This window comes from Sorangium sp. So ce1335, assembly GCF_051521615.1.
Classification (GTDB): Bacteria; Myxococcota_A; Polyangia; order Polyangiales; family Polyangiaceae; genus Sorangium.
This window is the reverse complement of record NZ_CP150363.1, coordinates 6,633,200-6,656,486: the sequence shown is the minus strand read 5'-3', so window position 1 is coordinate 6,656,486 and position 23,287 is coordinate 6,633,200. Positions and strand designations below refer to the sequence as shown.

Annotated in this window: 23 protein-coding genes; 12 read left to right on the top strand and 11 right to left on the bottom strand. The window is 72.7% G+C overall.

The features are described from left to right. Nucleotides 1–20: 20 nt before the first annotated feature. The 3 genes from WMF24_RS24555 to WMF24_RS24545 all read right to left on the bottom strand — a co-directional run bounded on the left by WMF24_RS24555 (nt 21) and on the right by WMF24_RS24545 (nt 1,897). Complete coding sequence (locus WMF24_RS24555; protein WP_437729800.1) at nt 21–962, bottom strand: hypothetical protein; 942 nt, start codon at nt 960–962, stop codon at nt 21–23. 257 nt (nt 963–1,219) lie between these two features. Further along, entirely contained in the window at nt 1,220–1,360 is a 141-nt protein-coding gene (locus WMF24_RS24550; protein ID WP_437729799.1) for a MopE-related protein, read from the bottom strand. Between the two features lie 30 nt (nt 1,361–1,390). Continuing rightward, nucleotides 1,391–1,897 (bottom strand): Hint domain-containing protein, encoded by a 507-nt coding sequence (locus WMF24_RS24545; RefSeq protein ID WP_437729798.1) that lies wholly within the window; start codon nt 1,895–1,897, stop codon nt 1,391–1,393. 345 nt (nt 1,898–2,242) lie between these two features. Here WMF24_RS24545 and WMF24_RS24540 point away from each other — a divergent pair, with 345 nt between their 5' ends. From WMF24_RS24540 to WMF24_RS24520, 5 genes are all read left to right on the top strand, one after another. Continuing rightward, nucleotides 2,243–3,031: an SDR family NAD(P)-dependent oxidoreductase gene (locus WMF24_RS24540; RefSeq protein WP_437729797.1), complete on the top strand. Its 789-nt coding sequence runs from the start codon at nt 2,243–2,245 to the stop codon at nt 3,029–3,031. A 208-nt stretch (nt 3,032–3,239) separates the two neighbouring features. After that, complete coding sequence (locus WMF24_RS24535) at nt 3,240–4,649, top strand: MFS transporter (RefSeq protein WP_437729796.1); 1,410 nt, start codon at nt 3,240–3,242, stop codon at nt 4,647–4,649. A gap of 116 nt (nt 4,650–4,765) precedes the next feature. Further along, a complete protein-coding gene (locus WMF24_RS24530; RefSeq protein ID WP_437729795.1) occupies nt 4,766–5,131 on the top strand; it encodes a hypothetical protein in 366 nt (121 codons plus the stop codon). A 52-nt stretch (nt 5,132–5,183) separates the two neighbouring features. Further along, nucleotides 5,184–5,567 (top strand): hypothetical protein, encoded by a 384-nt coding sequence (locus WMF24_RS24525; protein ID WP_437729794.1) that lies wholly within the window; start codon nt 5,184–5,186, stop codon nt 5,565–5,567. A gap of 11 nt (nt 5,568–5,578) precedes the next feature. Next, nucleotides 5,579–6,001 (top strand): HNH endonuclease, encoded by a 423-nt coding sequence (locus WMF24_RS24520; RefSeq protein ID WP_437738850.1) that lies wholly within the window; start codon nt 5,579–5,581, stop codon nt 5,999–6,001. Nucleotides 6,002–6,114: 113 nt separating this feature from the next. Here WMF24_RS24520 and WMF24_RS24515 read toward each other — a convergent pair whose 3' ends face one another. Then, nucleotides 6,115–6,879, bottom strand: coding sequence for a hypothetical protein (locus tag WMF24_RS24515; RefSeq protein ID WP_437729793.1), 765 nt, complete (start codon nt 6,877–6,879; stop codon nt 6,115–6,117). Between the two features lie 250 nt (nt 6,880–7,129). Here WMF24_RS24515 and WMF24_RS24510 point away from each other — a divergent pair, with 250 nt between their 5' ends. Next, nucleotides 7,130–7,651, top strand: coding sequence for a DUF2243 domain-containing protein (locus WMF24_RS24510; protein WP_437729792.1), 522 nt, complete (start codon nt 7,130–7,132; stop codon nt 7,649–7,651). 145 nt (nt 7,652–7,796) lie between these two features. Here the strand turns inward: WMF24_RS24510 and WMF24_RS24505 are convergent, their stop codons facing one another. The 4 genes from WMF24_RS24505 to WMF24_RS24490 all read right to left on the bottom strand — a co-directional run bounded on the left by WMF24_RS24505 (nt 7,797) and on the right by WMF24_RS24490 (nt 12,474). After that, the gene (locus WMF24_RS24505) at nt 7,797–8,621 is read right to left on the bottom strand and encodes a hypothetical protein (protein ID WP_437729791.1); all 825 of its coding nucleotides are present in this window, start codon (nt 8,619–8,621) and stop codon (nt 7,797–7,799) included. Nucleotides 8,622–8,698: 77 nt separating this feature from the next. Further along, nucleotides 8,699–9,190 carry a Cys-tRNA(Pro) deacylase gene (gene ybaK, locus WMF24_RS24500; RefSeq protein ID WP_437729790.1) on the bottom strand — a complete coding sequence of 164 codons (492 nt, stop codon included), beginning with the start codon at nt 9,188–9,190 and terminating at the stop codon, nt 8,699–8,701. Nucleotides 9,191–9,260: 70 nt separating this feature from the next. Continuing rightward, nucleotides 9,261–10,952, bottom strand: a complete 1,692-nt coding sequence (locus tag WMF24_RS24495) for an ATP-binding protein (RefSeq protein ID WP_437729789.1) — start codon at nt 10,950–10,952, stop codon at nt 9,261–9,263. Then, complete coding sequence (locus WMF24_RS24490; protein ID WP_437729788.1) at nt 10,945–12,474, bottom strand: ATPase domain-containing protein; 1,530 nt, start codon at nt 12,472–12,474, stop codon at nt 10,945–10,947. Before WMF24_RS24490 ends, WMF24_RS24495 begins: the two co-directional genes overlap by 8 nt. 219 nt (nt 12,475–12,693) lie before the next feature. Between WMF24_RS24490 and WMF24_RS24485 the strand changes: the two genes are divergently transcribed. Continuing rightward, nucleotides 12,694–13,494, top strand: a complete 801-nt coding sequence (locus WMF24_RS24485; RefSeq protein ID WP_437729787.1) for a hypothetical protein — start codon at nt 12,694–12,696, stop codon at nt 13,492–13,494. 69 nt (nt 13,495–13,563) lie between these two features. Here WMF24_RS24485 and WMF24_RS24480 read toward each other — a convergent pair whose 3' ends face one another. Then, on the bottom strand, nt 13,564–14,529 hold the full coding sequence (locus WMF24_RS24480; RefSeq protein WP_437729786.1) for a hypothetical protein: 966 nt from the start codon (nt 14,527–14,529) through the stop codon (nt 13,564–13,566). A gap of 323 nt (nt 14,530–14,852) precedes the next feature. Between WMF24_RS24480 and WMF24_RS24475 the strand changes: the two genes are divergently transcribed. The 4 genes from WMF24_RS24475 (at nt 14,853) to WMF24_RS24460 (ending at nt 18,391) form a co-directional block, all read left to right on the top strand. Further along, entirely contained in the window at nt 14,853–16,493 is a 1,641-nt protein-coding gene (locus WMF24_RS24475; RefSeq protein WP_437729785.1) for a di-heme-cytochrome C peroxidase, read from the top strand. A gap of 174 nt (nt 16,494–16,667) precedes the next feature. After that, nucleotides 16,668–17,192 carry a hypothetical protein gene (locus WMF24_RS24470; RefSeq protein ID WP_437729784.1) on the top strand — a complete coding sequence of 175 codons (525 nt, stop codon included), beginning with the start codon at nt 16,668–16,670 and terminating at the stop codon, nt 17,190–17,192. Nucleotides 17,193–17,771: 579 nt separating this feature from the next. Beyond that, nucleotides 17,772–18,008 (top strand): type II toxin-antitoxin system Phd/YefM family antitoxin, encoded by a 237-nt coding sequence (locus WMF24_RS24465; protein ID WP_437729783.1) that lies wholly within the window; start codon nt 17,772–17,774, stop codon nt 18,006–18,008. Further along, nucleotides 18,005–18,391, top strand: a complete 387-nt coding sequence (locus WMF24_RS24460) for a type II toxin-antitoxin system VapC family toxin (RefSeq protein WP_437729782.1) — start codon at nt 18,005–18,007, stop codon at nt 18,389–18,391. The genes WMF24_RS24465 and WMF24_RS24460 overlap by 4 nt, the downstream gene beginning before the upstream one ends. 80 nt (nt 18,392–18,471) lie before the next feature. Here the strand turns inward: WMF24_RS24460 and WMF24_RS24455 are convergent, their stop codons facing one another. Together WMF24_RS24455 and WMF24_RS24450 are read right to left on the bottom strand one after the other, a co-directional pair. After that, a complete protein-coding gene (locus WMF24_RS24455) occupies nt 18,472–18,726 on the bottom strand; it encodes a hypothetical protein (RefSeq protein ID WP_437729781.1) in 255 nt (84 codons plus the stop codon). Between the two features lie 136 nt (nt 18,727–18,862). Beyond that, the gene (locus WMF24_RS24450) at nt 18,863–20,734 is read right to left on the bottom strand and encodes a DUF885 domain-containing protein (RefSeq protein WP_437729780.1); all 1,872 of its coding nucleotides are present in this window, start codon (nt 20,732–20,734) and stop codon (nt 18,863–18,865) included. 320 nt (nt 20,735–21,054) lie between these two features. Here WMF24_RS24450 and WMF24_RS24445 point away from each other — a divergent pair, with 320 nt between their 5' ends. Then, nucleotides 21,055–23,106: a lipoxygenase family protein gene (locus WMF24_RS24445; RefSeq protein ID WP_437729779.1), complete on the top strand. Its 2,052-nt coding sequence runs from the start codon at nt 21,055–21,057 to the stop codon at nt 23,104–23,106. Nucleotides 23,107–23,287: the final 181 nt, after the last annotated feature.

The window sequence follows — 23,287 nt, the reverse complement described above, 5'->3', positions numbered from 1 at the left end:
TCTCCTCTGTGCCTCTGTGATCAGCCGTCGCCGGGCTCGGCGGCGAGGCCGGCGTTCTTGCGGAGGGTGGCGAGGAGGGCGTCCATCGACTCGCGGTAGCTCTTCTGGGCGGCGGCGATGCGCTCGTCCATCGCCTCGTCGATCTGCTTCGCCTGGGTCGCGGACGCGTCGAGCATCGCCTTGCTGCGGCCGAGCTCGTCGATGCGCGCGTCCGACGCCTTCTTCTCCTCGTCGGTGCGCTTGCCCGACGACTGGAACGCGCGCTCCGCCGCGACGGCCTCGTCGATCGACGCCTTGACCGCCTCGATCTCCTCGAGCATCCGGCGGAGCCGCACCTTGTGCTCGACCAGATCGATGTGCACGAGGTAGCTCGTGAAGCTCACGGCGTCGGCCTGCTTCTCGAGCGCCGCGGCGTTCTCCTTGCCGAGCGAGGCGCGGTGGCGATCGAGGCGGCGGTGCGCCTCGTTGCGGTCGCGGACGTACTTCTCGAGCTGGCGCTCGACGCCCTCCTCGAGCGCGTGGGACGTGGCGCCGGTGACGTCGACGTCGCAGCCCTTCTGCTTGACGACGTACTGCGCGGCGCCGCTCACCTTGCGGGTGAGCTCGTCCTTGTTCTCGTTGAAGAACGCCACCGCGCCGTCCACGGCGCGCACGCGCTCCACGTAGTCGTAGCTGCGGCCAGCGGCGTCCGCCTGCTCGATGACCTCGACGACGACCTTCCAGTCCGGCTTCTTGAGCTGGTCGGGGTAGCCCTTGAACTGGTCGGCCGTGCGCTTCGCGATGTCCTCGCGATCGCTGAACGACGTGGCCGTGGCCTGGAGCTCGGCCGGATAACGCTCCGCGTAGCCGCTCTGCGGGGCCGAGGAGGCGATCTCGGGCTCCGGCTTGGGAGCGCTGCAACCGAACGCGAAGAGGTGGCCGGCAAGGAAAATCGCGCCGGCGACGAGGCGAGGGCGGTTCATGGGGGCAGGGCTATACCCCAACTCGGCCCCGGCCGATCGCTCGTGCACCGGACCCGGGGCGGTTTTGACGCGTCGCGTTGTGCGATTCTGGCTACAGCGCGGGGCGGTGCTTTTCTCGACAGCGCAGGTTGGTGCTCGCTGGAGGGCTGATCGAGAGGGGGCGCCCGCCGGGCAAGGCGGAACAACGCGGGTAGGGAGCGGCGCCGCGATGCACCTCGCTGGACGCCCGGACAGCCATTCACCGCGTCCATGAGCGCTCAACCGCCCGCGCCACCTGCTCCGCCCGCGCCAACCTCGTCGCCGCAGCTCACCCCATCACCGTTGTTGTCGAAGCCATCGCCGCGCTCCTCCTCGGCTCCCGGATGGACCAGGGGACTGCTGTCATTGCAGTCCGACACCTCGTCGTACCCACCTCGGTCGCAGCCCGATCACGGCTTGTTGTGCACCAGCAGGCCTTCGGCGAAGTAGTTCCGCTCCGGTCCATCGATCGTCAGGTTGAAGACCTCGATCTTGCCGGCCGACGGCGCCGGGCGGTGCGCCGTGACCGAGAGCTCGCGGACGTCCGCCGAGCCGAGCCAGGCGAGGAGCCGAGTCCCTTCGCGCAGCGTGCTCGCCTCGATCCAGGCGCCGCGCTCGGCGTCGTAAAAGGGGTGCTCGGCCGTCACGCCGGCGATGACGAGCTCCCCCGCGGCGACGTGGAGGACCTCGGTCGCCGTGGCGCGGAGCACCCGCGCTACCCGGCGCACGACGGGCGCGCGCCGCGCCAGGTCCAGGCTGAAGACCTCGTCGCCGAAATCGAGCTCGTCGATGCGGCGGAAGCCCCGCGGCGTGATGATGCGCGTGCCGCGCACGAAGCAGCTCTCCGAGCAGCACGCCGCGCCCGCCGTCAACAGCCCGGCCCCGAACACCCCGATACCCCGCCACATCGCTCTCATCGTCATCTCTCCTGCGCGAGCGCGGGAACATACCCGCCATCGCCCGGGAACACGAGACGAAAGACCGAAGCAGAGGTTGCGCGGCCCACACCGGCGCGGCGGTACGAACGCAAATTGCCATGAACCGCCATGTCCCCCCCAGGGCCGCGCGCCGCGCGCCGCGCCGAAGCACGCGAAGGGCGCCGGAATCGCTTCCCTTTTCGCCGCGCCCTTGGCATCGTCGCCCGTCCGTCTGGCGCGGCTGGTCGGTGCTCCAGGCGCCGGAAGACCGTTGTTCCATCTCGGCATCTGGAGCGCCGGAGCCGGTCGCGGCGGCTTGTTTACCTTCGAGAGAGGACGTGCGGCATGGGAGCTTTGCAAGGCAAGGTCGTCATCGTCACGGGCGCGAGCTCGGGCATCGGCAGGGAGACGGCCGTCGCGCTCGCCGCCGAGGGCGCCAGGGTGGTCGCGACAGCGCGGCGCGAGGCGCAGGGGCGCGCGCTCGTCGCCGAGGTCAAGGAGCGCGGCGGCGAGATCACCTGGGTCACCGCCGACATGCGGGTCGAGCGCGACATCGAGGCGCTCGTCGACGCCGCGCTCTCCACCTATGGCCGCCTCGACGGCAGCTTCAACAACGCGGGCTGCGGCAGTTTTGCGCGGCTCGCAGAGACGACCAACGACGACTACGACCTCGTGATGGACACCAACCTTCGCGGCACCTTCTGGTGCATGAAGCACCAGATCAAGGCGATGCTCGCGGGCGGCGGGGGCTCCATCGTCAACTGCGCCTCGGTGGCCGTGTCGCGCTTCTACCCCGGGCTCTCCGCCTACAGCGCCGCCAAGGCGGGCATCGTCGCCATGACGCGCACCGCCGCGGTCGAGTACGCGCAGCAGGGCATCCGCGTGAACGTGGTGAGCCCCGGCATCATCGAGTCGGAGCTGTCCGTCGCGAACTTCCGCCTCGACCAGCCCGAGGGCCGCGCCTTCGCCTCGTCGCTCCACGCGATGAACCGCGTCGGCAGGGTCGAGGAGGTGGCCTCGGCCGTCGCGTTCCTCCTCGGCGACAAGGCGTCGTTCATCACCGGCCTGGACCTCGCCATCGACGGCGGCAGCCTCTCGGCGGCGTGGCCGGCGAACTACGCCGGCAAGGGCTGACGCGCGCTCCACGGAAGAGCCCGGCACCGCGCGCCGTGCGGCCGGCCCCCAGGCGCGCGCGCCAGTCGAGCGCGCCGGTCGAGCGCGCCGGTCGAGCGCGCCGGTCGAGCGCGCCGGTCGAGCGCGCCGGTCGAGCGCGCCGGTCGAGCGCGCCGGTCGAATGCGCGATGCCCGGGTCCGCGGGCGCAGCCCGTACAATACTGCGGCCATGGGTCAGCCTGAAGCGGTGCCGCCCCCCGCGGCCTCGGAGCGCGCGCGGCCGCCGGCTTCCCGCGCGGCGCTGCTGCGCGCGCTCCGCCACCGGAACTACCAGCTCTTCTTCTCGGGGCAGCTCGTCTCGCTGGTCGGCACCTGGATGCAGTCGGTCGCGCAGTCGTGGCTCGTCTACCGGCTCACGGGCTCGTCGCTGCTGCTCGGCACGGTCGGGTTCGCCACGCAGATCCCGGTCTTCGTGCTCGCCCCGATCGGGGGCGCGGTCGCCGACCGGCGGAGCCGCCACCGCATCCTCATCGCCACGCAGTCGACCGCGATGGTGCTCGCGCTCGGGCTCGCCGCGCTCACGATGAGCGGGCGCATCCAGGTCGCGCACATCCTCGGGTTCAGCGTGCTCCTCGGCGTCGTGAACGCGTTCGACATCCCGACGCGGCAGGCGTTCGTCGTCGAGATGGTGGGCCGGGAGGACCTCGCGAACGCGATCGCGCTGAACTCGTCGATGTTCAACGGCGCGCGGATCGTCGGCCCGGCGGTGGCGGGCATCCTCGTCGGCGCGATCGGCGAGGCGTGGTGCTTCCTCGCGAACGGGGTGAGCTTCCTCGCCGTGATCGCGAGCCTCCTGGCGATGCGCGTCCCGCCGCGGCCGCGCGTCGCGGCGCGCGCGTCGGCGCTCGCCGAGACGGCGGAGGGCTTCCGGTTCGTCGCGCGCACGCGCGCGGTCCGCGCGCTGCTCTTGCTGCTCGGGGTCGTGAGCGTCACCGCGATGCCGTACGCGGTGCTGATGCCGATCTTCGCCGACCGGATCCTCCGCGGCGGCGCGCAGGGGCTCGGCATCCTGATGGGCGCGTCGGGCGTCGGCGCGCTGCTCGGCGCGCTGGCGCTCGCGAGCCGCCGGCGGCTCCGCGGGCTCGGCCACTGGGTCGTCGGGGCGTGCGCGGGCTTCGGGGTGGCGCTCGGGCTGTTCGCGCTGTCGCGCTCGTTCTGGCTGTCGGCGGCGCTGCTCGTGCCCGTGGGCTTCTCGATGATGGTGCAGATGGCGGGGTCGAACACGCTCGTGCAGGCGATGGTGCCGGACGCGCTGCGCGGCCGCGTCATGGCGGTCTACGCGATGATGTTCATGGGGATGGCCCCGCTCGGCGCGCTGCTCGCGGGCTGGCTCGCGGACCGCATCGGCGCGCCCGCGACGGTCGCCTCCGGCGGAGCCTGCTGCGTCGTCGCGGCGGCGGTGTTCGCGACGAAGCTCTCCGGGCTGCGGCAGGAGGCGCGCGAGCTCATCATCGCGCAGCAGATGGCCGCGGGGACGCCGCCGGAGCAGATCACCCCGGCGGTCGCGGTGCAGGCGTCGACGGGCGGGCAGGGCGCGGCCGGCGTGAGCGGGGGAGGGGACGCAGCGCGGCCGGCGTGAGCGCGGGCGGGGCGGCGGCCGGGGTCGGCGCGCGCCGGCACCTCGCGTGCACGCAGCGGACGGCAGCGCGCGTGTGCGGGAGGTGCACGGCGCGCGTCGGCCGAGGGAGGGGAACCATGGGGCGCGATAAGAAGGCGCGGTCCGAGCCGCAGGCGCAGGGCAAGGGGCGAATCGACGAGGTCGATCAGTCGAAGGGAATCTTCCGGCTCGACGGGCCGCATCCGAAGGACGCCGAGCTGCGCGCGCCGGGCACGCTCGGCGGCGGTCCTTACGAGGAGTCGGGCCGCGGGGGCCCCGCGGGCTCGCTCGAGCCGCGGGATCCGAGCATCGCGGCCGCAGCCGCGGCTGCGGGCGCGGCGGCTGCGCAGGAGGAGGAGCCGGCGCCGGACGGCGGCGCGACCGAGGAGGCGCGGCCCATCGGGGCGCTCCCGCAGCACGAGGAGCGGGGCCCGGAGGAGCGCAGGCCAGGCGGGCAGGGGTAGCCGCGGGGCTCGCGGGGCTCGCGGGGCTCGCGGGGCGTGGTAGCATGCAGCCATGAGCGTGCTGGACCCTTCGGAGCTGGAGAAGATCCTCGCCGCAGCGCGACGTCTGCCCCGGAAGGCGCAGACCGAGCTGGCCGAGATGCTCCTGCGCGAGGCCGGGGCGCCCGCTGACGAGCCGTCCGGCCAGCCGGGGCTCGAGGCGCTGCGAGGGATGAGCGAGACGGAGCTCGTCGCGCTGTCCAGCTCCGTTGTCGCGCCCGGGCGCCAGCGACGGATGAGGGCGCTTCTGCGGCACAATGCACGGGGGGAACTCGGCGATGTCGAGCGGCAGGAGCTCGAGGCGCTGCTGGAAGAGGCTGACCGCATCGCCCTGCTGAAGGCCAGGGCTGCGTACACCCTTGCCCAGCTCGGACGTCTCCGCACGGCCGCGGCGTGACCGCGGGCCGGATCCCCCTCCGGCTGCGCAAGCTGATCCTCGCCCGCGACACTGGCCGGTGTGCGTTCTGTCGCTGCGCCGAGGCCCTCATGGGCGTGACGTTCGAGATCGATCATGTCGTGCCTCGCTCCGCGGGCGGCTCGACATCGCCCGACAATCTCTGCCTCTGCTGCCCGACGTGCAACCGCCACAAGGCGGCACGTACATCTGCTCTCGACCCGACCACCGGAGAGAGCGCTCCGCTGTTTCACCCCATCCACGATGTCTGGCAGGACCACTTCCGGTGGCGCGAGGGCGCGACGCTCATCGCGGGCTGTACGGCAACCGGTCGCACGACCGTGGCGGCTCTCCAGATGAATCGACCCGTGGTGGTCGAGCTCCGCCGCTACTGGGCCGCCACGGGCCTCCATCCACCGCACGAGCGTACCGGATAAACGTTCCCGGGCTCTTGGGCCATCGCCGCACCTGGCAGCGCAGCGCCCGACGATCCCGCCCCCCGACCTGCCTCAGGCAGGGCCGAGGGCGATCGCATCGGCGCCTCGCGCGCTCACCGCCGCGGGGCCGCGGCGCTCGCGACGCCGAGGGCGACGTACTTGCTCAAGGTGCCGAGCACGCCCATCTTTCGGCGGAAGTTCTTCATGAGCCGGTCGGGCAACACCAGATCGTCGAGCAGGAAGCCGCCGAACGCGGACAGCGCGCCCGTGAGCGCGTCGCTCCGCCGCCCCGCCGCGTCGAGCGCCTTCTCGTAACCGATCCCCCAGACGAGCAGACCCCCGGCGAGCGCCGCGATCCCCGCAGGCGTCACCGCCGGGTCGAACCGGTCGCCCACGCGGCGCCCCCCGACCCCGATCGCGGTCGCCATGGCGTTCATGGACGCCCACGGCGACCCGCGCTTGAGGGTGGACGCCGCCATCATCGTGCACATCGTCGCCGCCGTCATGACGGCGCCGGTCCGCAGCCCGCGCGTGACGATCTCGCGCATCGGGGTCCCCTGCCGGGGGCGCGGCTCCGCTGCGGGTGGTGTCGCCCGGGGAGCCTGAGGCATCGCCTCGGGCGGCAAGGCGGTCGCCTCCGGCGGCAGCGCCGTCGCCTCGGGCGGCAGGGCGGTCGCTCCGGGCGGCGTGGCCGTCGCCTCCACACGCGGCCGCATCCCCTCGGAAGGAGGTACCAGCGCCTCGGGCTGGTCGGTCCCAGCGCCCCCCTGGCGGCCGACATGGAGGTAGTCCTCGCGGCCGTCATGGTACGTGTACGGGACCGGCCTGGGACCCTGGTGCTCCGGCTCCGACGTGCCTGCAGCGTGTTCCGGGTTCATTCGATTATCCATCTGACACCTTTCAGCATTTCTTCGAAACGGTTGGGCTGGGGCATGTGCCAACTCCGTGCCAGTCCCGAAGCGGCCATTCGACAGGGCGAGACCGCGCTCCAACGACCGTCGGCGGCACCACCGCGAAGCCCGCGTCTGCAAGCTGGAAGACGAGCGACACCGCCGGCCCGGAGGGTCCGTCCGCGCCGGGGTCGACGCCGTGGTTTGGCGCTCGCATGGCTGCGCCGCGGAGGAACCGATGAGCACAGCCCGCCCGTTCGCGACCGATCTCCCCGCGAGGACACGGCGCGCCGTGAAGACGGCGGGAGTGCTCTTCGGCATGGGCGCAGGCGGCCTCATCGACGGCATCCTGTTTCACCAGCTCCTCCAGTGGCATCACCTGATCTGCTTCAGCTGCCACCCGGGAGCGACCATCGAGGACGTGCGGCGGAACATCTTCGCGGATGGGCTATTCAGCGTCGTCGCATTCGGTCTCACCGTGGCAGGAGTCAGCAAGCTCTGGAGCGCGCTGCGCGCGGGCGCAGCCCCGCTGCCGGGGCGGATCTTCCCGGGCGCCGCCGCCGTTGGCTGGGGCGTGTTCAACCTCGTCGAGGGGGTGATCGACCACCACCTCCTCCAGATTCACCACGTCCGTCCAGGGCCGGGTCAGACGGCCTGGGATCTGGCGTTCCTCGCGTCCGGCGCCCTGCTCGTGCTCGGCGGCCTGCGCCTGATGCGCGAGGCGCCCAGCGGCGCGTCGGCCCGGCTCTCGGCGCGGTGAGCGGCGCGGCGCGGGCGGCGCCCGGCGCTCCGCGAGGACGCCTGTGCGGCCCGGCGTGAACGCGCCGGGCTCACCGGGACACGCGCGCTCCAGTCACCGCCTCGTGCCACCGCGGTGAGCTCCCGCCTCCGGCTGCGCCTCTGGCCTATGCGTCGGACGGGCCGCTCTCGGCCTCGACCCAGGCCATCCGGGCGAGGCGGCGCAGCAGGGACAGCGAGGGCGCGCCCGGGCCCGCCTCCAGCGACGGGAAAGGGCAGGTGAGCTGGACCGCGGCGAACGGCGTCCTCCTGGCGACGAGCAGCTCGCAGTGGCCGCCGAACACCGCCGGATCCCGCGGCGCGGCGGGGGAGCCCAGCGAGAGGCCGTCCGGCAGCTCCGCGAGCGCCCGCTGGAGATCGTCGATCTCCTCGGGCGCGAGGCGCCGCGCGCGGGGCTCTCCGGCGGTGCCCCCGCCGGCGCGGACGAGCGCGTACCCCGCGGCCTGCGCGCGGAACGGGGCCGCCGAGGACGGCGGCAGCGAGAGCTCGACCTTGATCCAGCGCCGCCCGCCGCCGGCCGGCGCGATGCCCTCGAGGACGAGCAGCCAGTCCGGCGCCGGCGGCCGCGCCATGGCGCGCGCTGCCCAGCGCCGCAGCGCCCGGGGCCCCACCCAGGGCGAGAGCCCCGCGTGCCAGTCGCGGAACGCGAGCTCCTCCCGGAACGCAGCGCCGGGCAGCCACGCCCTGGCCGTCCCGAGCGACTCCCAGACGACGAGCCCCGCCGCGAACGCCGGGCCCACGCTGATGCACTGGACCAGCCCCGGAATGCAGGCCGCGGCCGCCGCGAGCACGGCGCCCCCCGCGACCGTCGACGCGACGAGCTGGATCGCGCCGAGCCCGACCTCCCACGGGTGGCAGCTCCGGCACTGCCGCCGCAGCTCGGCGGTGCTCAGCTCGATGGGATCGCGCTCGTCGCAGGCCGCTCTGGTCATATCCCTCGTCGCCGCCGCCGCGCCCGGACCGCCTGGCCCAGCCTCGCCAGCATACCGCGATCCGGCGGCGGGCGCCCTCACTCCGGCTCGCTGCCGGGCCCGGCGATGGCGCCGACCCTGGCCCGGGTCGCGCGCAGGTAGTCGGCCGGGGACAGGAGGATCTGCGTGCCGCGCACGCCGGCCGAGACGGAGACGACATCGAAGAGCTCGATCGTCTCGTCCGCGTAGACGGGATAGGCCTTCTTCGCGCCGAGCGCCGTGACCCCGCCGCGCACGTACCCCGTGAGCGGCTGGACCTCCTTCAGGGACACGGTGTCGACCTTCCTGTCGCCCGTGAGCCGCGCCATCGCCTTCAGGTCGAGCTGGGCGTTGCCCGGGACCACCGCGAAGCAGACGCCGTGGCGATCGCCGCGCGCAACGAGCGTCTTCCACACCTGCTCGGGCGGCAGGCCGATCTTCCTGGCCACCGTGCCCGCGGTGAGGTCGCTCGGGTCGACCTCGTAGCTGCGCAGCTCGTACTCGATGCCGAGCCCGTCGAGGATGCGCGCCGCGTTGGTCTTCGTGGTCATGAGCCCGGCCATGCTACTACGAGCCCGCCGCGCCGATGACGACCGGGAAGAAGGTCGCCGAGGGTCGCCCTCAGGCGCTCGGTCGGGCGAGCTGCTCGATGACCGCGGCGAGCTGCTCCGGCTCGATCGGCTTGGCGAGGTACGCGGCGAACCCCGCCGCGAGCGCCTTCGCCCGGTCGTCCGCGCGGGCATACGCCGTGAGCAGCGCGGCCGGGAGCGGCCGGTCCCCCCGCGCGCCTTCCAGCGCCCTGAGCCGGCGGAGCAGGTCGTAGCCGTCCATGCCCGGCATGCCCAGATCGCTCAGCAGCACGTGCGGCCTCCTCGCGCGGCTCGCCCCCGGATCGAGGGCGTCCAGCGCGGCCTGCGGCGACCCGACGGCCGTCACCTCCGCCCCTTGCTCCTCCAGCATGCAGACCATCACCTCCCGCGTGTCGATGTCGTCCTCGACAAGGAGCACCCGGATCCCCTCCAGCGGCCGCTCAGCCCTGGCCACCTCGGCCTCGCGCGGCGCGACCGCCTCGGCCGGAGCGGCGGCCGCAGCCGGCCAGGCGGCGCGGGGGGCCGCGCCGCGGACCTCGCCGGCGACGAGGGGCAGCGCCACCGTGAACACGGCGCCGAGCCCCTCCCCGGGGCTTTTCGCGGACAGGGTGCCGCCGTGCAGCTCGACGAGCTGGCGGCAGATGGCCAGCCCGAGCCCCAGGCCGCCCTGCCGGCGCTGCGCCTCCGCGTCGTCCTGCCGGAAGCGCTCGAACACGTGGGACAGGAGCTCCGGGCGGATGCCGCGGCCCGTGTCGGCGACCTCGATGCGGACCTCGCCGCCGTCGCGCCGCATCGAGAGCCGCACCTGCCCGCCCGGCGGGGTGAACTTGACGGCATTGCTCAGCAGGTTCCAGAGCACCTGCTGGATGCGCGCGGGGTCGACCCGCGCAGCGCCGAGCCCGGCGTCGAGCGCCGCCTCGAGCCGGATGCGCCTGGCCTCCGCCGCGGGGCGGACCACCTCGACGGCCGCCTCGACGATCTGCGCGAGCTCCACGTCCTGCACGCTCAGCCGGAGCTTGCCCGAGGCCATCCGCGCCAGGTCGAGCAGGTCCTCGACGAGGCGCGACTGGGCGCGGGCGCTGCGCTCGATCGCGAGAAGGCCGCGCGTCACCTCCTGTGCGTCCGGCGGCTTGCTCGTGAGCAGGTGAGTCCGTAGCAGGATCGCGTTCAGCGGGGTGCGGAGCTCGTGGGACACGTTCGCGAGGAACTCGTCCTTGACCCGGGACGCGTCCTCCGCCTGCCGCCGCGCCGTCTCCGCGGCCTGCCGCGCGTCCCGCTCGCGCTCGACGAGGTCGCGAACCTCGATCTGCCGCCGGCGCGCCCGGAGCGCCGCCTGGACGGCCGTCACGAGCGTGAGCTCCCGGACCGGCCGCTCCAGGACCGTCAGGTTGCCGGCCGAGCGCAGCGCCGCGACGGCCTGGGCGCTGCGGGGCGCGAGCGGCTCCGCGCCGGCCAGCAGCAGCAAGGGCAGGTCCGACCACGAGGGCTGCGAGGCCAGCTCCGCGAGCAGGACCGACACGGCCGCGGGCGAGAGCGCCTCCTCCGTCAGCAGAACGGCGCCCGCGCCGCCCCGCAGGCAGTCCGCCAGCTCGTCCGCATGGCCGCACGGGGCGGCCTGGAGCCGGGCCCGGTCGAGGACCTGGCACAGCAGCGGGGCGTCCCGCCCGACCGGCGCCAGCACGAGGACGCGCGCGCTGCACGCCGCGGCGCCCCCCTCATCCACCGCGGCCGTCCTGGCGTCGGCCGCTGCCGGCAGGCACCGGATCTCCGCTGAGAATGCTGCGGAGGTGCCGCAGCGGCTCCGTCCCGACCCGCACGCCGTCGGGGCTGATGCAGAGCTCCCGGATCGACGTGTCGTGCTCGCCCTGGCGCTTCTTCACGGCCGCCAGGCACCGGCGGATGCCGCCTTCGGCCTCGAACATCTGCAGGACGATGATCGAGTCCGACAGGTAGCTCATGTCCACCACCTGCCTGGACCCGATGCCCAGCAGCCACTCGCTCGATGTCGTCAGGATCGTGAGCACCCCTCTGCGGTTCAGGAAATTGAGCAGCTCGTGCATCTGCACCGCGAGCATCGAGATGTCCGTCATCACGTTGAAGTACCCCATGAGGCTGTCGATCACGACCAGCCGGGCCCCGCTGTGTTCCACTGCCCCGCGGACGCGGTGCGCGAACTCGCCCGGGGTGATGTCCGGCGTGCTCATCTGCTCGATGGCCAGCCGGCCGCTGTCCAGGTGCGGCTGGAGGTCGAGCTTCACGCTCCTGGCCCGCGCCGTGAACGTCTCCGGGCGCTCCTCGAGGAGGAAGATGGCGCCGGCCTCGCCGATCCGGGCGGCCGCCAGGGCGTAGACCGAGGCCAGCGTGCTCTTTCCCGCGCCGGCCGGACCGATGAGCAGGCAGGTGGTGCCGTGCTCCAGCCCGCCGCCGAGCAGCTGGTCGAGCGGCGCGAGGCCGCTCCGGATCTGCCGGAACTCGGCGTACTCCTCCGGGACGCGCTCCCCGAGGCGCGGATACACAGCGAGCCCGCCGGTCCGGATGCGGAAGTCGTGGTGTCCGCTCTGGAACGGGACGCCGCGGACCTTGAGCACCTGGAGTCGCCTGCGGACCTCACCGTAGTCCGGCGTCCTGTGCTCCAGGTGGAGCACGCTGGCGGCCAGGCCCTGAAACGCGACGCTGTCGTGGCAGTCGAGCGCCGACCCCGAAGGCACCTCGCCGATGAACAGCGCCGTGCATCCGTACCCGGCCAGGAACTGCCGGAGCGCCATGATTTCCCGGTGGAGCCGCGATCGGCTGCCAGCCAGCAGGCCGAGCACGCCGATCGAGTCGATCACCACGCGCGGGGGCCGGGCGTGCTCCACCGCCTGGCGCATCCTCCGGGTGAGCTCACCCAGCTCCACGTCGGCCGTGTGCAGCACCGTCTGTACCGCGGCGAGCTGCTCCGTGATGTCGCCCAGCGACAGGTCGTGCACGGCCACGCCGTCCAGCGACCACCCGTGCGAGCGCGCGATCGCCTGGAGCCCTCTCCTCGTCTGAGAGAGCGTGATGTACAGGCCGGCCTCACCGGCACGCACGCCGGCGAGCAGGAATTGCAGCGCGAGCGTGGTCTTGCCGGTCCCGGAGGCGCCCTGGACGAGGTGCATCTCTCCGCGCGGGAAGCCGCCTCTCAGGATCTTGTCCAGACCGTCGATCCCTGAGCTCGCTTGTCTCTCGCAGAGCTCGTCCGCGTCGTCCTGCCGGGGCGCCATGGTGACGCATGTATGTCACGCGGCGGCGCGTGTCCCAGGGGCCCGGCGAGCTGGTGAGCTGGTGGAGGTCGCGCGGGCCGGCGGCGCGTGCGCGATCCGGCGCGAGCGCGCCGCTGGTGAGGGGCGCCCAGGCGAACGCCTCGACGGCCTCGGGCGGAGCGATCGATCTGATATAGGCTGATCGAGGCCCGTTGTCAGGGCAAGGCCATGGAGGCCCACATGAACAGACTGGCTTATCGAGGGACGATCGCCGCGCTCACCCTGCTCGCCGCCGCTTGTGGCGGATCGTCGGACGATACGCCCGCTGGTGCGGGCGGCGGGACGACCGCCTCCGGTAGCGCGGGAGGTGGGACGACAGCGTCGGGTGGCGCGGGAGGCGGGACGACGGCGTCGGGCGGCGGGACGACGGCGTCGAGCGGCGAGGGAGGCGGGACGACAACGCCGGAGAGCAAGATGCCGTCGCTCGAGATCGTCGATTGGAACCAGGACGCGTCGGAGGTGCGGGTGCGCTTGATCCTGAAGAACGAGGATACGTTGCCGCTGCCCGTGACGCCGTCGAGCTTCTCCATCGAGACCACGGAGGGGTTCTCGATCGCCGGGGAGCCGTTTCACGGGCACGAGGAGCCGTGCGGCTCGGTGAACCTCGCGTCCTCTGCCTCCTTGCGCTGCGAGATGGGCTTCAGCAAGCGCGAAGGCCAGGAGCCGGCGCGGCTCTTGTTCGCCGCGCTCGACGGGCGCCAGGCCGGCGTCCCGTTTCCGGCCGAGTCGCCCATCACCCCGGACAACTTCTGCGAGCACGTCGGCTTCGGGGGGGACCGTTGCTACGAGTGCGCGATCGATTGTGGGCTGGTCGATACCGTCTGCTCGTCGGAGGACGATTATACACACCTCGACATCCTCCTCTTCTCCGGGGGGCCCTATTGCGCTGAAGGTGTTTCCCTCCTGAGCGAGGCCTGTTACGACGGGCTGCTGGCGTGTGTACGCGGCGAGTGCGCCGATCGCTGCGAGTTCCAGCCGTGATCCACGGGGCGCCCGACCGCGCGAGCGCGCCTCGGCTCCCCGGCCGCCGGTAGGCCGCGCGGCGCGCGGTCAGCGCGGGCGGCGGTCGTGGAAGAGGAGCATCTCGATCGTGCCGGCCTCGCGCAGCCAGGGCTGGTCGTGCGGGCCCGGCAGGACGCGGAGCGCGTGGGGGATGGAGCGCTTCGCGAGCTGCGCGGCGAGGGCCGCGTTCGCGTCGTGGAACGGGTCGCCCTTGCTCGTGAGCAGGTGCAGGTCGCGCGGGCCTGCGGCGGCGACGGCCCTGGCGAGCCTGTCGGCGTAGGCCGGGGCGCGGTGGGCGCTGATGGCGGACTGCACGCCGCCCCAGGCGCCGAAGAGCTCGGGCCTGCGGAGGAACACCTCGATGCCGACGAAGCCGCCGAGCGAGCAGCCGTCGAGCGAGGTGCGGGCCGCGTCCTGGAACACGGGCGCCTCGGCGCGGGCGCGCGGCAGGACGACCTCCGCGAGCCAGCGCGCGTAGCCGTCGAGCGCGGCGGAGGGGTTCGGCGCCTTGTGGACGTTGGGCGTGAACGGGCACGCGACCGCGAGGCCGCGGAACGGCCGCGCGGCGAGCGCGGCGTTCACCTCGGCGAGCCGCGCGTCGGTCCAGTCCTTGCGGCGCGCGGTGCGGCCGAGCGGCGGGCGGCGGAGCCGCTCGTAGGAGGACCCGAGGCCGTAGCGCTCGAGCCACGCGAAGGCGCCCATGCGCTCGTCGCCGGTCTCGCCGAGGCCGTGGAGCAGCACGAGCAGCGGCACGCGCTCGCCGGGGGCGAGGTGCTTCGGGACGAGCAGCGTGAACCGCCGGCCGAGGGCGCGCTCGCCGGGGACCTGGAGGTCGCGCACCTCGAAGGCGGGCGGGGCGGCGGGGGGCGCCGGAGCCGGCGGGGTCGGCGGGGGCGCCGGGGTCGGCGAGGGCGCCCGGGCCGGCGGCGCGGCGCCGGCGGGGTCGGCGAGCGCGGCGCGCGGGGCGAGCGCGGCGGCGCAGAGGGCGAGGAAGGGGCGCCGGGGGAGGAGCATGCGGGGGAGTGTCGCAAGCTCGGCGGCGCCCGGCCAGCGGCACAACGCACGTCCGCGACATCGGAGGACCGGGCTCGCGCCCTGCGCCGACAGCGCGCTTGACTCGGCTTTGTGGGGCCGTACGCTCCAGGGTAGGTGTCGCGCCGCTGCGCTCTGTTCGGGGTGCACCGCGGCGGCGCGCGCAGGAGGCCTGTCGCGCTCGAGGGAGCCGAACAGGAAAAGCGCGCCATTCGCCGGATCCTGACATGCGGTGTCGGCGATGGGCGCGCGCTCGCGGCGGAGCTCACGCCGATCCGGGTGAGCCTGGCAATCAGGGGGCGACCATGTGGAGAATCCAGATCGGCGCGATCGCGCTCGCGGTGCTGGCGGCGTCCGCGTGCGCGCACTCGAAGGGGCGCGGGCGCGCGGGTGATGTCGTGTTCCTCGACCAGGGGTGGGGCGAGGAGGAGCGCCGGATCTTCTACCGTGTCTCCCAGGGCACCCGGCTGATGCCGCTCCGGTGGTTCCTCGCCCTGGAGCGGGAGGACAGCGCGGAGCGGTTCGCCGCGAGCGACAACGTGGCGCGCTATCGCTTCATCGAGGACACGGCATCGAAGGACAACCCGGAGCGCCTCCCCGTGGGCTTCGCCAGGGACGTCGACGCCGCGACCGGCGAGGAGTACGTCGGGTTCACGTGCGGGGCGTGCCACACCCGCCAGATATCGTATCGCGGCGCGACGATCCGGATCGACGGCGGCCCGGCGACGATCGACGTCGTGGCCTTCACTGGTTCGGTCTTCCGCGCGCTCGATCGCACCCTGAAGGCGCCCGACAAGATGGAGCGCTTCGCCACGGCCGTCCTGAAGGACCGGTACGGCGAGGGCTCCGTGAGCGCCCTGCGAGCGCAGATGGAGAAGGCGCTCGACGTGGTGAAGCTGCAAGCGCGCTCCGATGCCGCGGCGGGGGCCCACGCCACGGTGGCGGGCTTCGGCCGGCTGGACGCGCTCGGGCGCGCCGGCAACCTGCTGTTCGGGCAGCTCGACCCGAGGAACCTCCGCCCGACCAACGCGCCGGCGGACTATCCGCACCTCTGGGAGACGCCGACATACGACTGGGTGCAATGGAACGGATCGATCATGCAGCCCATGGCGCGCAACATCGCGGAGGCGCTCGGCGTTGGCACGCACACGGAGCTCGTCCCGGCGGCGCAGGGGAGGATGGAAGTCCGGTCGAGCATCCGCGTGGACAACCTGCGCCTGATCGAGCAGCAGATCGAGAAGCTCCGCGCCCCGCGCTGGCCGGAGCACCTCTTCGGCAGCATCGACCAGGAGCGGGCGGACCGCGGCAGGCGCCTCTTCCGCAGGCACTGCGCGAGCTGCCATGATCCGGGGCTGACGCGCCCGAACGAGCACGGCAAGCGCTTCCGGAGAGCATCGATGTCCCCGCTCGACCTGATCGGCACCGATCCGGCGCACGCGGTCAGCTTCAACGAGCGCACGGCGGATCTCGGGGCGCTCGGGCTCGGCACGCTCGGGATGGCGCAGGCGCTGGAGATCGGCACGTGGGCGATCCGCGAGACGAAGTACGAGGCGTACGGCCTCTCCCCGGAGCAGCGGGCCGCGTGGGACGGTTACCGCCCGAACCGGTGGCGCGCGCCGCTCGCGTACAGGGCGCGCGATCTGAGCGGGATCTGGGCGACGGCGCCGTACCTCCACAACGGCTCTGTCCCGAGCCTGTACGAGCTCCTGCTCCCGGCGGAGCGGCGCTCGAAGCGGTTCACTCTGGGGAGCGCGGAGTTCGACCCGGAGCGCGTCGGCCTGCGGGTGGAGCCGTCGAAAGGCGGGTTCGAGCTCGTGACGGACAGGCCCGGCAACTCGAACGCCGGGCACGAGTACCGCGACGGCCCGCGCGGAAAGGGCGTGATCGGGCCCGCGCTGACGGAAGAGGAGCGGTGGGAGCTCGTCGAGTACATGAAGACGCTGTGACGAGCGCCTCGCGGGCACCTCGCGCGGGCGCTGGCGCCTCGCGGGGCGCGGGGGCGCGCGCGCCGGGCGGCTGTCCGGAGGGAGCACCGGATCCGCGGGAGCTGACAGGAAATGACCGAGGCGCGCTGGACGGGGTGGACGCGGCGTGCGCCGAGCGGGTACACCGGGGCGCCCATGGACACGGCAGACGAGGCGACGGACGGGACGCAGGACGAGGTGGGGCAGGCGCGGTCGATCCGCCCCGAGGACCAGGATCCGAAGCTGTGGAGGGGCCAGGGGTGGACGGCGCGGGTCATCAAGAACGAGGACGATGACGGCTGGGCCGTCGAGATGACGTGCGACGGCCAGAGCGAGCCGTCGCTCGTGGGGCCGTGGACGATGGGGCGCGACAAGAAGAACCCGAAGCCCCTCGACGCGAGCGCCTTCGCCACCCTGGTGAAGACGGCGAACGAGGTGCTGGCGCGCCACGTCCAGCAGCGCCGGGCGCAGCTCCACCGGAACGTGACGGTCCCGGTCGAGGGCGGCGCGCGGGTGCGGGTCGACCTCGACGTGGTGCCCGACGAGGACGATCCCCACGCGATCCTCACGGTGCACGACGCCGCGGGGGAGGTCGTGTCGCGGTCGCGGGTGCCCGCGGACTTCAAGCTCACCACGGAGAGCGCACGCAGGTGGCTCCAGGGGGGCGCTTCCGAGGGGTGACGGGCACGCGGCCGGGCGTGCGTCCGGCGACGGCGCGATGTGCCAGGTGGGGCTCCCGCTGTGCCAGATGAGGGGGTCCGGCACTGGCTCAACCGCAATGCATTGCGGCACACAGTGGTCCGGACCCCCCCGAGACGATCCGCAGAGCGAAATTCTGGGCATGGTTGTGCCAGAGTTCGCTCTGGATTGCTCGATCCTGAGCCAGCGGACCGGTGGAAACGCTCGATTTTGTGCCACAGGGGGGCCGGACCCCTCCGGACCGCAACTCAGAGCGCGATCACCGGGTCCGGACCCCTCCAGAGCGGAATTCAGAGCGCGATCACGGGGTCCGGACCCCTCCGGACCGCGGTTCCGGATGGGGCGACGGGCAAGACGCCTCGTCCGCGGTTGCGTGCGCCGGAACGGGAACGCTCGCCGGTGGGCCGCGGTGCCCACGCGAACGGACGGGCCGATGCGTCCGGAACAGGCCGTCGGGGCGCTTCAGTAACGCGGAATCCCGACGTTTCAGGCGAACACGAGCGCGCAATACCTCCGCACGTCCTCCTGCAGCGGCCATCGTTGCGGTATTCTCACGTCGTCATGGTGCAGGTTACGCTGGACGAAGCATTGGCCCGCCTCGACGAGCTGATGGGCGCCGCCCGCGGCGGAGAGGCGGTCGTGATCGTGCACGGCGGCGCTGCCGTCCAGCTCGTTCCAGTCCCCACACCCGCCGAGTCACACGGAAGGCGGCGGAAGGCGGGGGGAGCCGCCGGGCAGATCTGGATGGCTCCCGATTTCGACGCGCCTCTCGATGACTTCGCGGAGTACGAGCGGTGAGGCTACTTGTCGATACGCATGCCTTTCTCTGGTTTCTCGCGAATGATCCCCAGCTCAGCACCGAGGCGAAGAGGTCCCTGGAGGAGCCGACGAACGACCTCGTGATGAGCGTGGCGAGCCCGTGGGAGATCGCGATCAAGGTGAGCCTGGGCAAGCTGTCGATCCCCGGCGATGTCGAGGCGTTCCTCAGGCAGCACCTGGTGATCAACGACATCGCTTTGCTCGACATCACGCTGCGGCACATCGCGCGTGTGAGCGTGTTGCCGTTTCATCATCGCGATCCGTTCGATCGCCTCATCGTCGCGCAGGCGCTGGTCGAGAACATCCCCATCGTGAGCCAGGACGCTGTCTTCGACGCCTACGGCGTCGAGCGCATCGGCTGAACCGTGTGGGGCCTTGCGTGAGCGCTCGCAACGCTCGCCGACGGCGACTCATGGCCCGGCCAGCGCGGCGACCCCGCGGCTCAGCCCGGGCAGCCCGGGCAGCTCGGCGTCCAGAACGGGGCGTCGCTCGCCGGGAACGACTCCTTCGACGCCTGGTCCACCGGCTCCATCCGCGCGTCCAGCGGCCCGTCGGGCGCGAGCGCCCCGCCGCGGTCGACCGGCGCCTCCGGAAGGCGCGTCTCGTCCACCGCGCCATCGAGCCCGTCCGCCGCGCCTTCAGGCGCCTCCGCCCGTCGCCTCACCGCCGCCCGCTTGCTCGCCTCCATGCGCTCCATGCGTCCCCCCTCCGGCGTCCTCGTGCCTCCACGGCAACTGGCGCCGGCGAGGGGAGCCGCAAGGGGGATCCCGCGCCGGATCGCGGCAACGCGCTGTGCTCTCCGCGCTCGGCGCCGCTCGCTCCCCGCTTCCCGCTCAGAGCGCCGGCTGCGCCCCGACGAACCGCTCCATCACCGCCTTGCGCAGGAGCTTCGGCGGCAGGATCCCCTGGGCGAGCACGAAGTCGTGGAACCGCTGCGCGTCGAAGCGGGGCCCCATCGTCGACTCGACCTCTGCCCGCAGCTCCATCAGCCGCGTGAACCCGTAGAAATACGATGTTGCCTGCCCCGGCGCGCGGAACGTGTAGCGCTCCACCTCGGACTGCGCGAACGGCGCCGACAGCACGACCTCCTTCTCGAGGAAGGCGCGCGCCGCCGCGGGCGTGATCTTGCCGGCCTGGAGCTCCGGGTCAAGGAACGCGCGCGCGGCCCGCAAGAGGCGGTATTGCAGCGACACGAGCTGCCCCTCGGGCGGCATGAACGGGAGCACGATCGCCTCCGCGTAAAGGCCCCACCCCTCCACGTTGGCGCTGTTCATCGCGAAGATGGCCCGGGCGATCGACACGCCGCGCTCGACGAGCGACGCGAACTGGAGCTCGTGACCGGGGCGCGCCTCGTGCGCGGTGAGCGTCCACGACGCCGCGGCATGGGTGAAGTCGTCGATCTTCCGCAGCTCCTCCGGCGACCCGGGCGGCCCCGGGAGGCTCAGCGGCAGCACGAACTCCCCCTCTTCCCCCTGGTTGCCGAGCAGCCGCGGCGGCCGCATGTGCGGCGCCGGCGTCTCGGCGCTCTCGGCGGCCGTGCCGAGCCGGATGCGCGCCGGCCGCTCTGGAAGGGTGACGAGGCGCTCCCTCCGGATGATCTCCTCGATCTGGGCGAGCCGCTCCTTGTAATGCGGCAAGATCGCCTCGCCAACGAACTGCTCCTTCTTCAAGGCGCGGAGCACCTCGCGGTGATCCGCGGACGGCAGCTTGCGCGCCCGGGCGATCGGCTGCGCGAGCTTCTGCATCTGCGCCTTCAGATCGTCGAAGGCGGCGTGGGCCAGCGGCGCGAGCTCGGCGGGCGGGAGATCGACGCCATACCGCTCGAGCGCGTATGCGTAGAGCGGTGGCGGCAACGCGAAGTCGGTCCGCGCCCGGGGGAGCACGTCGGCCTGCAGCGACGCGTCGTACGCCTCGAGCTGGCGGTTCAGTGCAGCGAGCGGCTCTTCATGGCCGGCGATGGCGTATTTCCGGAAGAGCTCACCGATGCCCTCGCGCACGCGGGCGTTCGTGGCGAGGTGCCGCTCGATCTCCATCTTCGAGGGGGCGAGCAGCCCGGGCCTGCCGAGCTTCTCGAGGAGCCTCGCCCTGGCCCGCTCGGCGATGGGCGTATAGCCCTTCTCCATGCCGGCATAGCGCCGGAGCCGCGTGAGGGCCGCTGTCCGCCGCCCCGGCGACACCCGGTCGTCGAGGAGGATCGAGATGCCCTCGAACACGAGCCCCGTGACGTGCACATAGGGGACCAGGTGCTTCTCCTCCAGCTCGGAGCCGCGGACGAACCGGTCCGCCGTGTCCAGCAAGATCTGCAGATCCTCGGCGACGGCCGGATCCTTCTCGGCCTCTCGCCGGTCCTGGAGCTCCACGATCGCCTCGCGGTAGGCCGCGCGCTCCCGCGCCTCGATCCCGGGCGAGAGATCGGTGATCTCCAGATCCGCGCGCTCGATCCCGATCGCGCCGGCGTGCTCCGGCGAGAACCTGGCGAGCACGTCGAGGAGGACCTGCGCGTGCTCGTTGCTGCGCTCCACCCACGCGGGGAGCCGCCGGGCCGCGGCGGGCGCAGCGGGCGTCGCAGGCGCGGCGCTCGCCGTCGCCGGGGTCGCCGGCGAGGGCAGGGGAGCCGGCGCGGCCGCCGGGGGCGGCGCCTCGCGGGCGCACGCGGCCACGAGCAGCGAGACGAGGGAGAGATTGCGGAGCGCGCGCAATGCCATGGGCCACCTCTTGCACAGGCGCCGCCGTGCGCCAACCCGATCGGACCGACGACGGTGGTCAGGTGGTGAAGGTGGTTGGAGAGAGGCCGGGCTCTTCTGGCCTTCCGCTGTCCTGTGGACTTTCTCCGGGCAAACACGGCCATTGCCAGGTCGTCCCGCGCCGCTGTGGTGGATCCTCGTTTCCTGTGGGCGTGGGGACGAGGCGCTCGTCGGGGCTCCTCGACTGCCAATCTGCCGATCTCGCAACGACCTGTATTGCCAGCCCTGGAGACCAGGCGTAGCGTGGTGCGCATTGAAGTTCCTTCAACATCGGGGGGTTCATGAGTTTCCCGTCCCTGCCGCAGAAAGACGCTCCCGCGGAGCAGCAGCAGCGCAAGAAGGCGCTCGCCCGGGCCCAGCAGACCTACGTCTACGCGTACAACACCCGTCTGGCGCCGCTCGGGGTGGCCAAGAGCGTTCCTGACGGACAGGGCTTTGCCCCCATCCTCGTGGGATCGGCGGCGCTCGTCGTCCTCGATCTCGTCGGCAATGTGGTGGCCAAGGCGTCCAAGCTCGTGGGCCCTGACGGCTCGCTGCGCACCGCCGAAGGCGCTCCGATGGAGAAGACGACGCGCGACAGGATCCAGGGCGTCTTCCTCGACCTGAAGCAGAGCCATCGCGATCTCGCCCGCCGGCTGACGCCGCTCCACGCCGAGCCCGAGCGCGCTCCGGCGCCGCCGGTTCCGCCGCCGCCGCCGGCGGGCGGGCCGCCTGCGGCGCTCCGCGGAGCGGTCGCGCAGCAGAGCGCCCCGGGGGCGCAGGGGAGCGCGGCGGGCATCGCCCCCGGCGCGACGGAGCTCTCCGTCGATCAGGTGGGCGATCTCATCAAGAGGCTGCTGAAGACGCTGCTGAGCGACGCGGGGAAGCTCCTCCTCGACATGGTCGGGATGTACGGGCAGGCGACGAGCGTGTACGCCTATGCGTCCGAGTTCCAGACGTTCCGCCTGCCGGAGATCGCGAGCGTCTATCAGGACGACGCGACCTTCGCCTGGATGCGCGTGGCGGGGCCGAACCCGCTCGTGATCCGGCGCGTCCCGTCGCCTGGCCCGAGCTTCCCCGTGACCGACGCGCAGTTTCGATCCGTGATGGGCGAGGGCGACTCCCTGGCGAGCGCCGGCGAGCAGGGGCGCCTCTACCTGGCCGATTACAATGTGCTCTCGCAGCTCGAGCCCGGGAAGGCGCCGGACCGGCAGAAATACGTCGAGGCGCCGCTCGCGCTCTTCGCGGTGCCCGCCGCGGGCTCGCCGAGCCGCCAGCTCCGCCCGGTGGCCATCCAGTGCGCGCAGACGCCCGGCGCGGCGAGCCCGATCTTCACCCCGTCGGACGGCGTGGCGTGGGAGGTGGCCAAGCTCCACGTGCAGGTCGCCGACGGGAATTACCACGAGATGATCTCCCACCTCGGGCAAACCCACCTCCTCATCGAGGCGTTCGCGATGGCCACGCCGCGGCAGCTCGCCCCCCAGCACCCGGTGAACGTCCTGCTCACGCCGCATTTCCAGGGCACCCTGGCGATCAACAACGCCGCGGAGGCCGATCTGATCGCCCCCGAAGGCCCGGTGGACAACCTGCTGGCCGGGACGATCGCGTCGTCCACGAAGCTCGCTGTGGACTCCGTGCTGAGCTACAGCGTCAATCAGCAGTTCCTCCCGGTGACGCTCGAGGGCCGCGGGGTCGACGATCCGAGCGCCCTGCCGAGCTATCCCTACCGCGACGACGCGCTCCTCCTCTGGGGAGCCCTCCATACGTGGGTGTCGCGCTACCTCGCCGTCTATTACGCAAGCGACGCGGACGTGCTCGGCGATTACGAGCTGCAGGGCTGGCTCGCCGAGCTGTCGTCCTCGCCAGGCTCAGGCTCGGGCTGCGGTCTGAAGGACATCGGCGAGGACGGGGCGATCCGCACCGTGGCCTACCTGGCCAACCTGCTGACACACGTGATCTTCACGGCCAGCGCCCAGCACGCGGCGGTGAACTTCCCGCAGAGCTCCCTCATGAGCTTCACCCCGGCGCTGCCGCTCGCCGCCTACGCCCCGGCGCCCAGCGTCACGACGGGCCTGCCGCCGTCGGAGATCTATCAGCACCTGCCGCCCCTCGAGCAGGCGCTGCTCCAGCTGAACGTGATGCAGCTCCTCGGCGGGGTGTACTACTCGCGGCTCGGCGACTACGACCGGAACATCCCGGGCACGTATTTCACCGACCCGCGGATCCGAGAGCCCCTCGAGGCGTTCCAGCGAGCGCTGATCGAGATCGAGGCGACGATCGGCAAGCGCAACCTCCAGCGCTTCCCGTACATCGTGCTCCTGCCGTCGCAGATCCCGCAGAGCATCAACATCTGAGCCTCTCCGGAGAGGCGGCGCCGCCCTCGGAGTCGACGGCGGAAAGACCGTCCTGACGCGGCAGATCGGCGGGGAGGCCGGCTCGGCCGGACACCGCTGCTCGCCCGCCGCGGACCCTTGCCGGTGGATACCGCCTCGCCCATGTTCCCGCCCGCAGGACCGCGCCGCGCTGTGGAGCCCG

Bases quoted from the DNA above. Each gene is read 5' to 3' on its own strand.
- WMF24_RS24555 (WP_437729800.1), bottom strand. From the start codon at position 962: ATGAACCGCCCTCGCCTCGTCGCCGGCGCGATTTTCCTTGCCGGCCAC.
- WMF24_RS24545 (WP_437729798.1), bottom strand. From the start codon at position 1,897: ATGAGAGCGATGTGGCGGGGTATCGGGGTGTTCGGGGCCGGGCTGTTG.
- WMF24_RS24540 (WP_437729797.1), top strand. From the start codon at position 2,243: ATGGGAGCTTTGCAAGGCAAGGTCGTCATCGTCACGGGCGCGAGCTCG.
- WMF24_RS24535 (WP_437729796.1), top strand. From the start codon at position 3,240: ATGGGTCAGCCTGAAGCGGTGCCGCCCCCCGCGGCCTCGGAGCGCGCG.
- WMF24_RS24530 (WP_437729795.1), top strand. From the start codon at position 4,766: ATGGGGCGCGATAAGAAGGCGCGGTCCGAGCCGCAGGCGCAGGGCAAG.
- WMF24_RS24525 (WP_437729794.1), top strand. From the start codon at position 5,184: ATGAGCGTGCTGGACCCTTCGGAGCTGGAGAAGATCCTCGCCGCAGCG.
- WMF24_RS24515 (WP_437729793.1), bottom strand. From the start codon at position 6,879: ATGAACCCGGAACACGCTGCAGGCACGTCGGAGCCGGAGCACCAGGGT.
- WMF24_RS24510 (WP_437729792.1), top strand. From the start codon at position 7,130: ATGAGCACAGCCCGCCCGTTCGCGACCGATCTCCCCGCGAGGACACGG.
- WMF24_RS24505 (WP_437729791.1), bottom strand. From the start codon at position 8,621: ATGACCAGAGCGGCCTGCGACGAGCGCGATCCCATCGAGCTGAGCACC.
- ybaK (WP_437729790.1), bottom strand. From the start codon at position 9,190: ATGACCACGAAGACCAACGCGGCGCGCATCCTCGACGGGCTCGGCATC.
- WMF24_RS24490 (WP_437729788.1), bottom strand. From the start codon at position 12,474: ATGGCGCCCCGGCAGGACGACGCGGACGAGCTCTGCGAGAGACAAGCG.
- WMF24_RS24485 (WP_437729787.1), top strand. From the start codon at position 12,694: ATGAACAGACTGGCTTATCGAGGGACGATCGCCGCGCTCACCCTGCTC.
- WMF24_RS24480 (WP_437729786.1), bottom strand. From the start codon at position 14,529: ATGCTCCTCCCCCGGCGCCCCTTCCTCGCCCTCTGCGCCGCCGCGCTC.
- WMF24_RS24475 (WP_437729785.1), top strand. From the start codon at position 14,853: ATGTGGAGAATCCAGATCGGCGCGATCGCGCTCGCGGTGCTGGCGGCG.
- WMF24_RS24470 (WP_437729784.1), top strand. From the start codon at position 16,668: ATGGACACGGCAGACGAGGCGACGGACGGGACGCAGGACGAGGTGGGG.
- WMF24_RS24465 (WP_437729783.1), top strand. From the start codon at position 17,772: ATGGTGCAGGTTACGCTGGACGAAGCATTGGCCCGCCTCGACGAGCTG.
- WMF24_RS24455 (WP_437729781.1), bottom strand. From the start codon at position 18,726: ATGGAGCGCATGGAGGCGAGCAAGCGGGCGGCGGTGAGGCGACGGGCG.
- WMF24_RS24450 (WP_437729780.1), bottom strand. From the start codon at position 20,734: ATGGCATTGCGCGCGCTCCGCAATCTCTCCCTCGTCTCGCTGCTCGTG.
- WMF24_RS24445 (WP_437729779.1), top strand. From the start codon at position 21,055: ATGAGTTTCCCGTCCCTGCCGCAGAAAGACGCTCCCGCGGAGCAGCAG.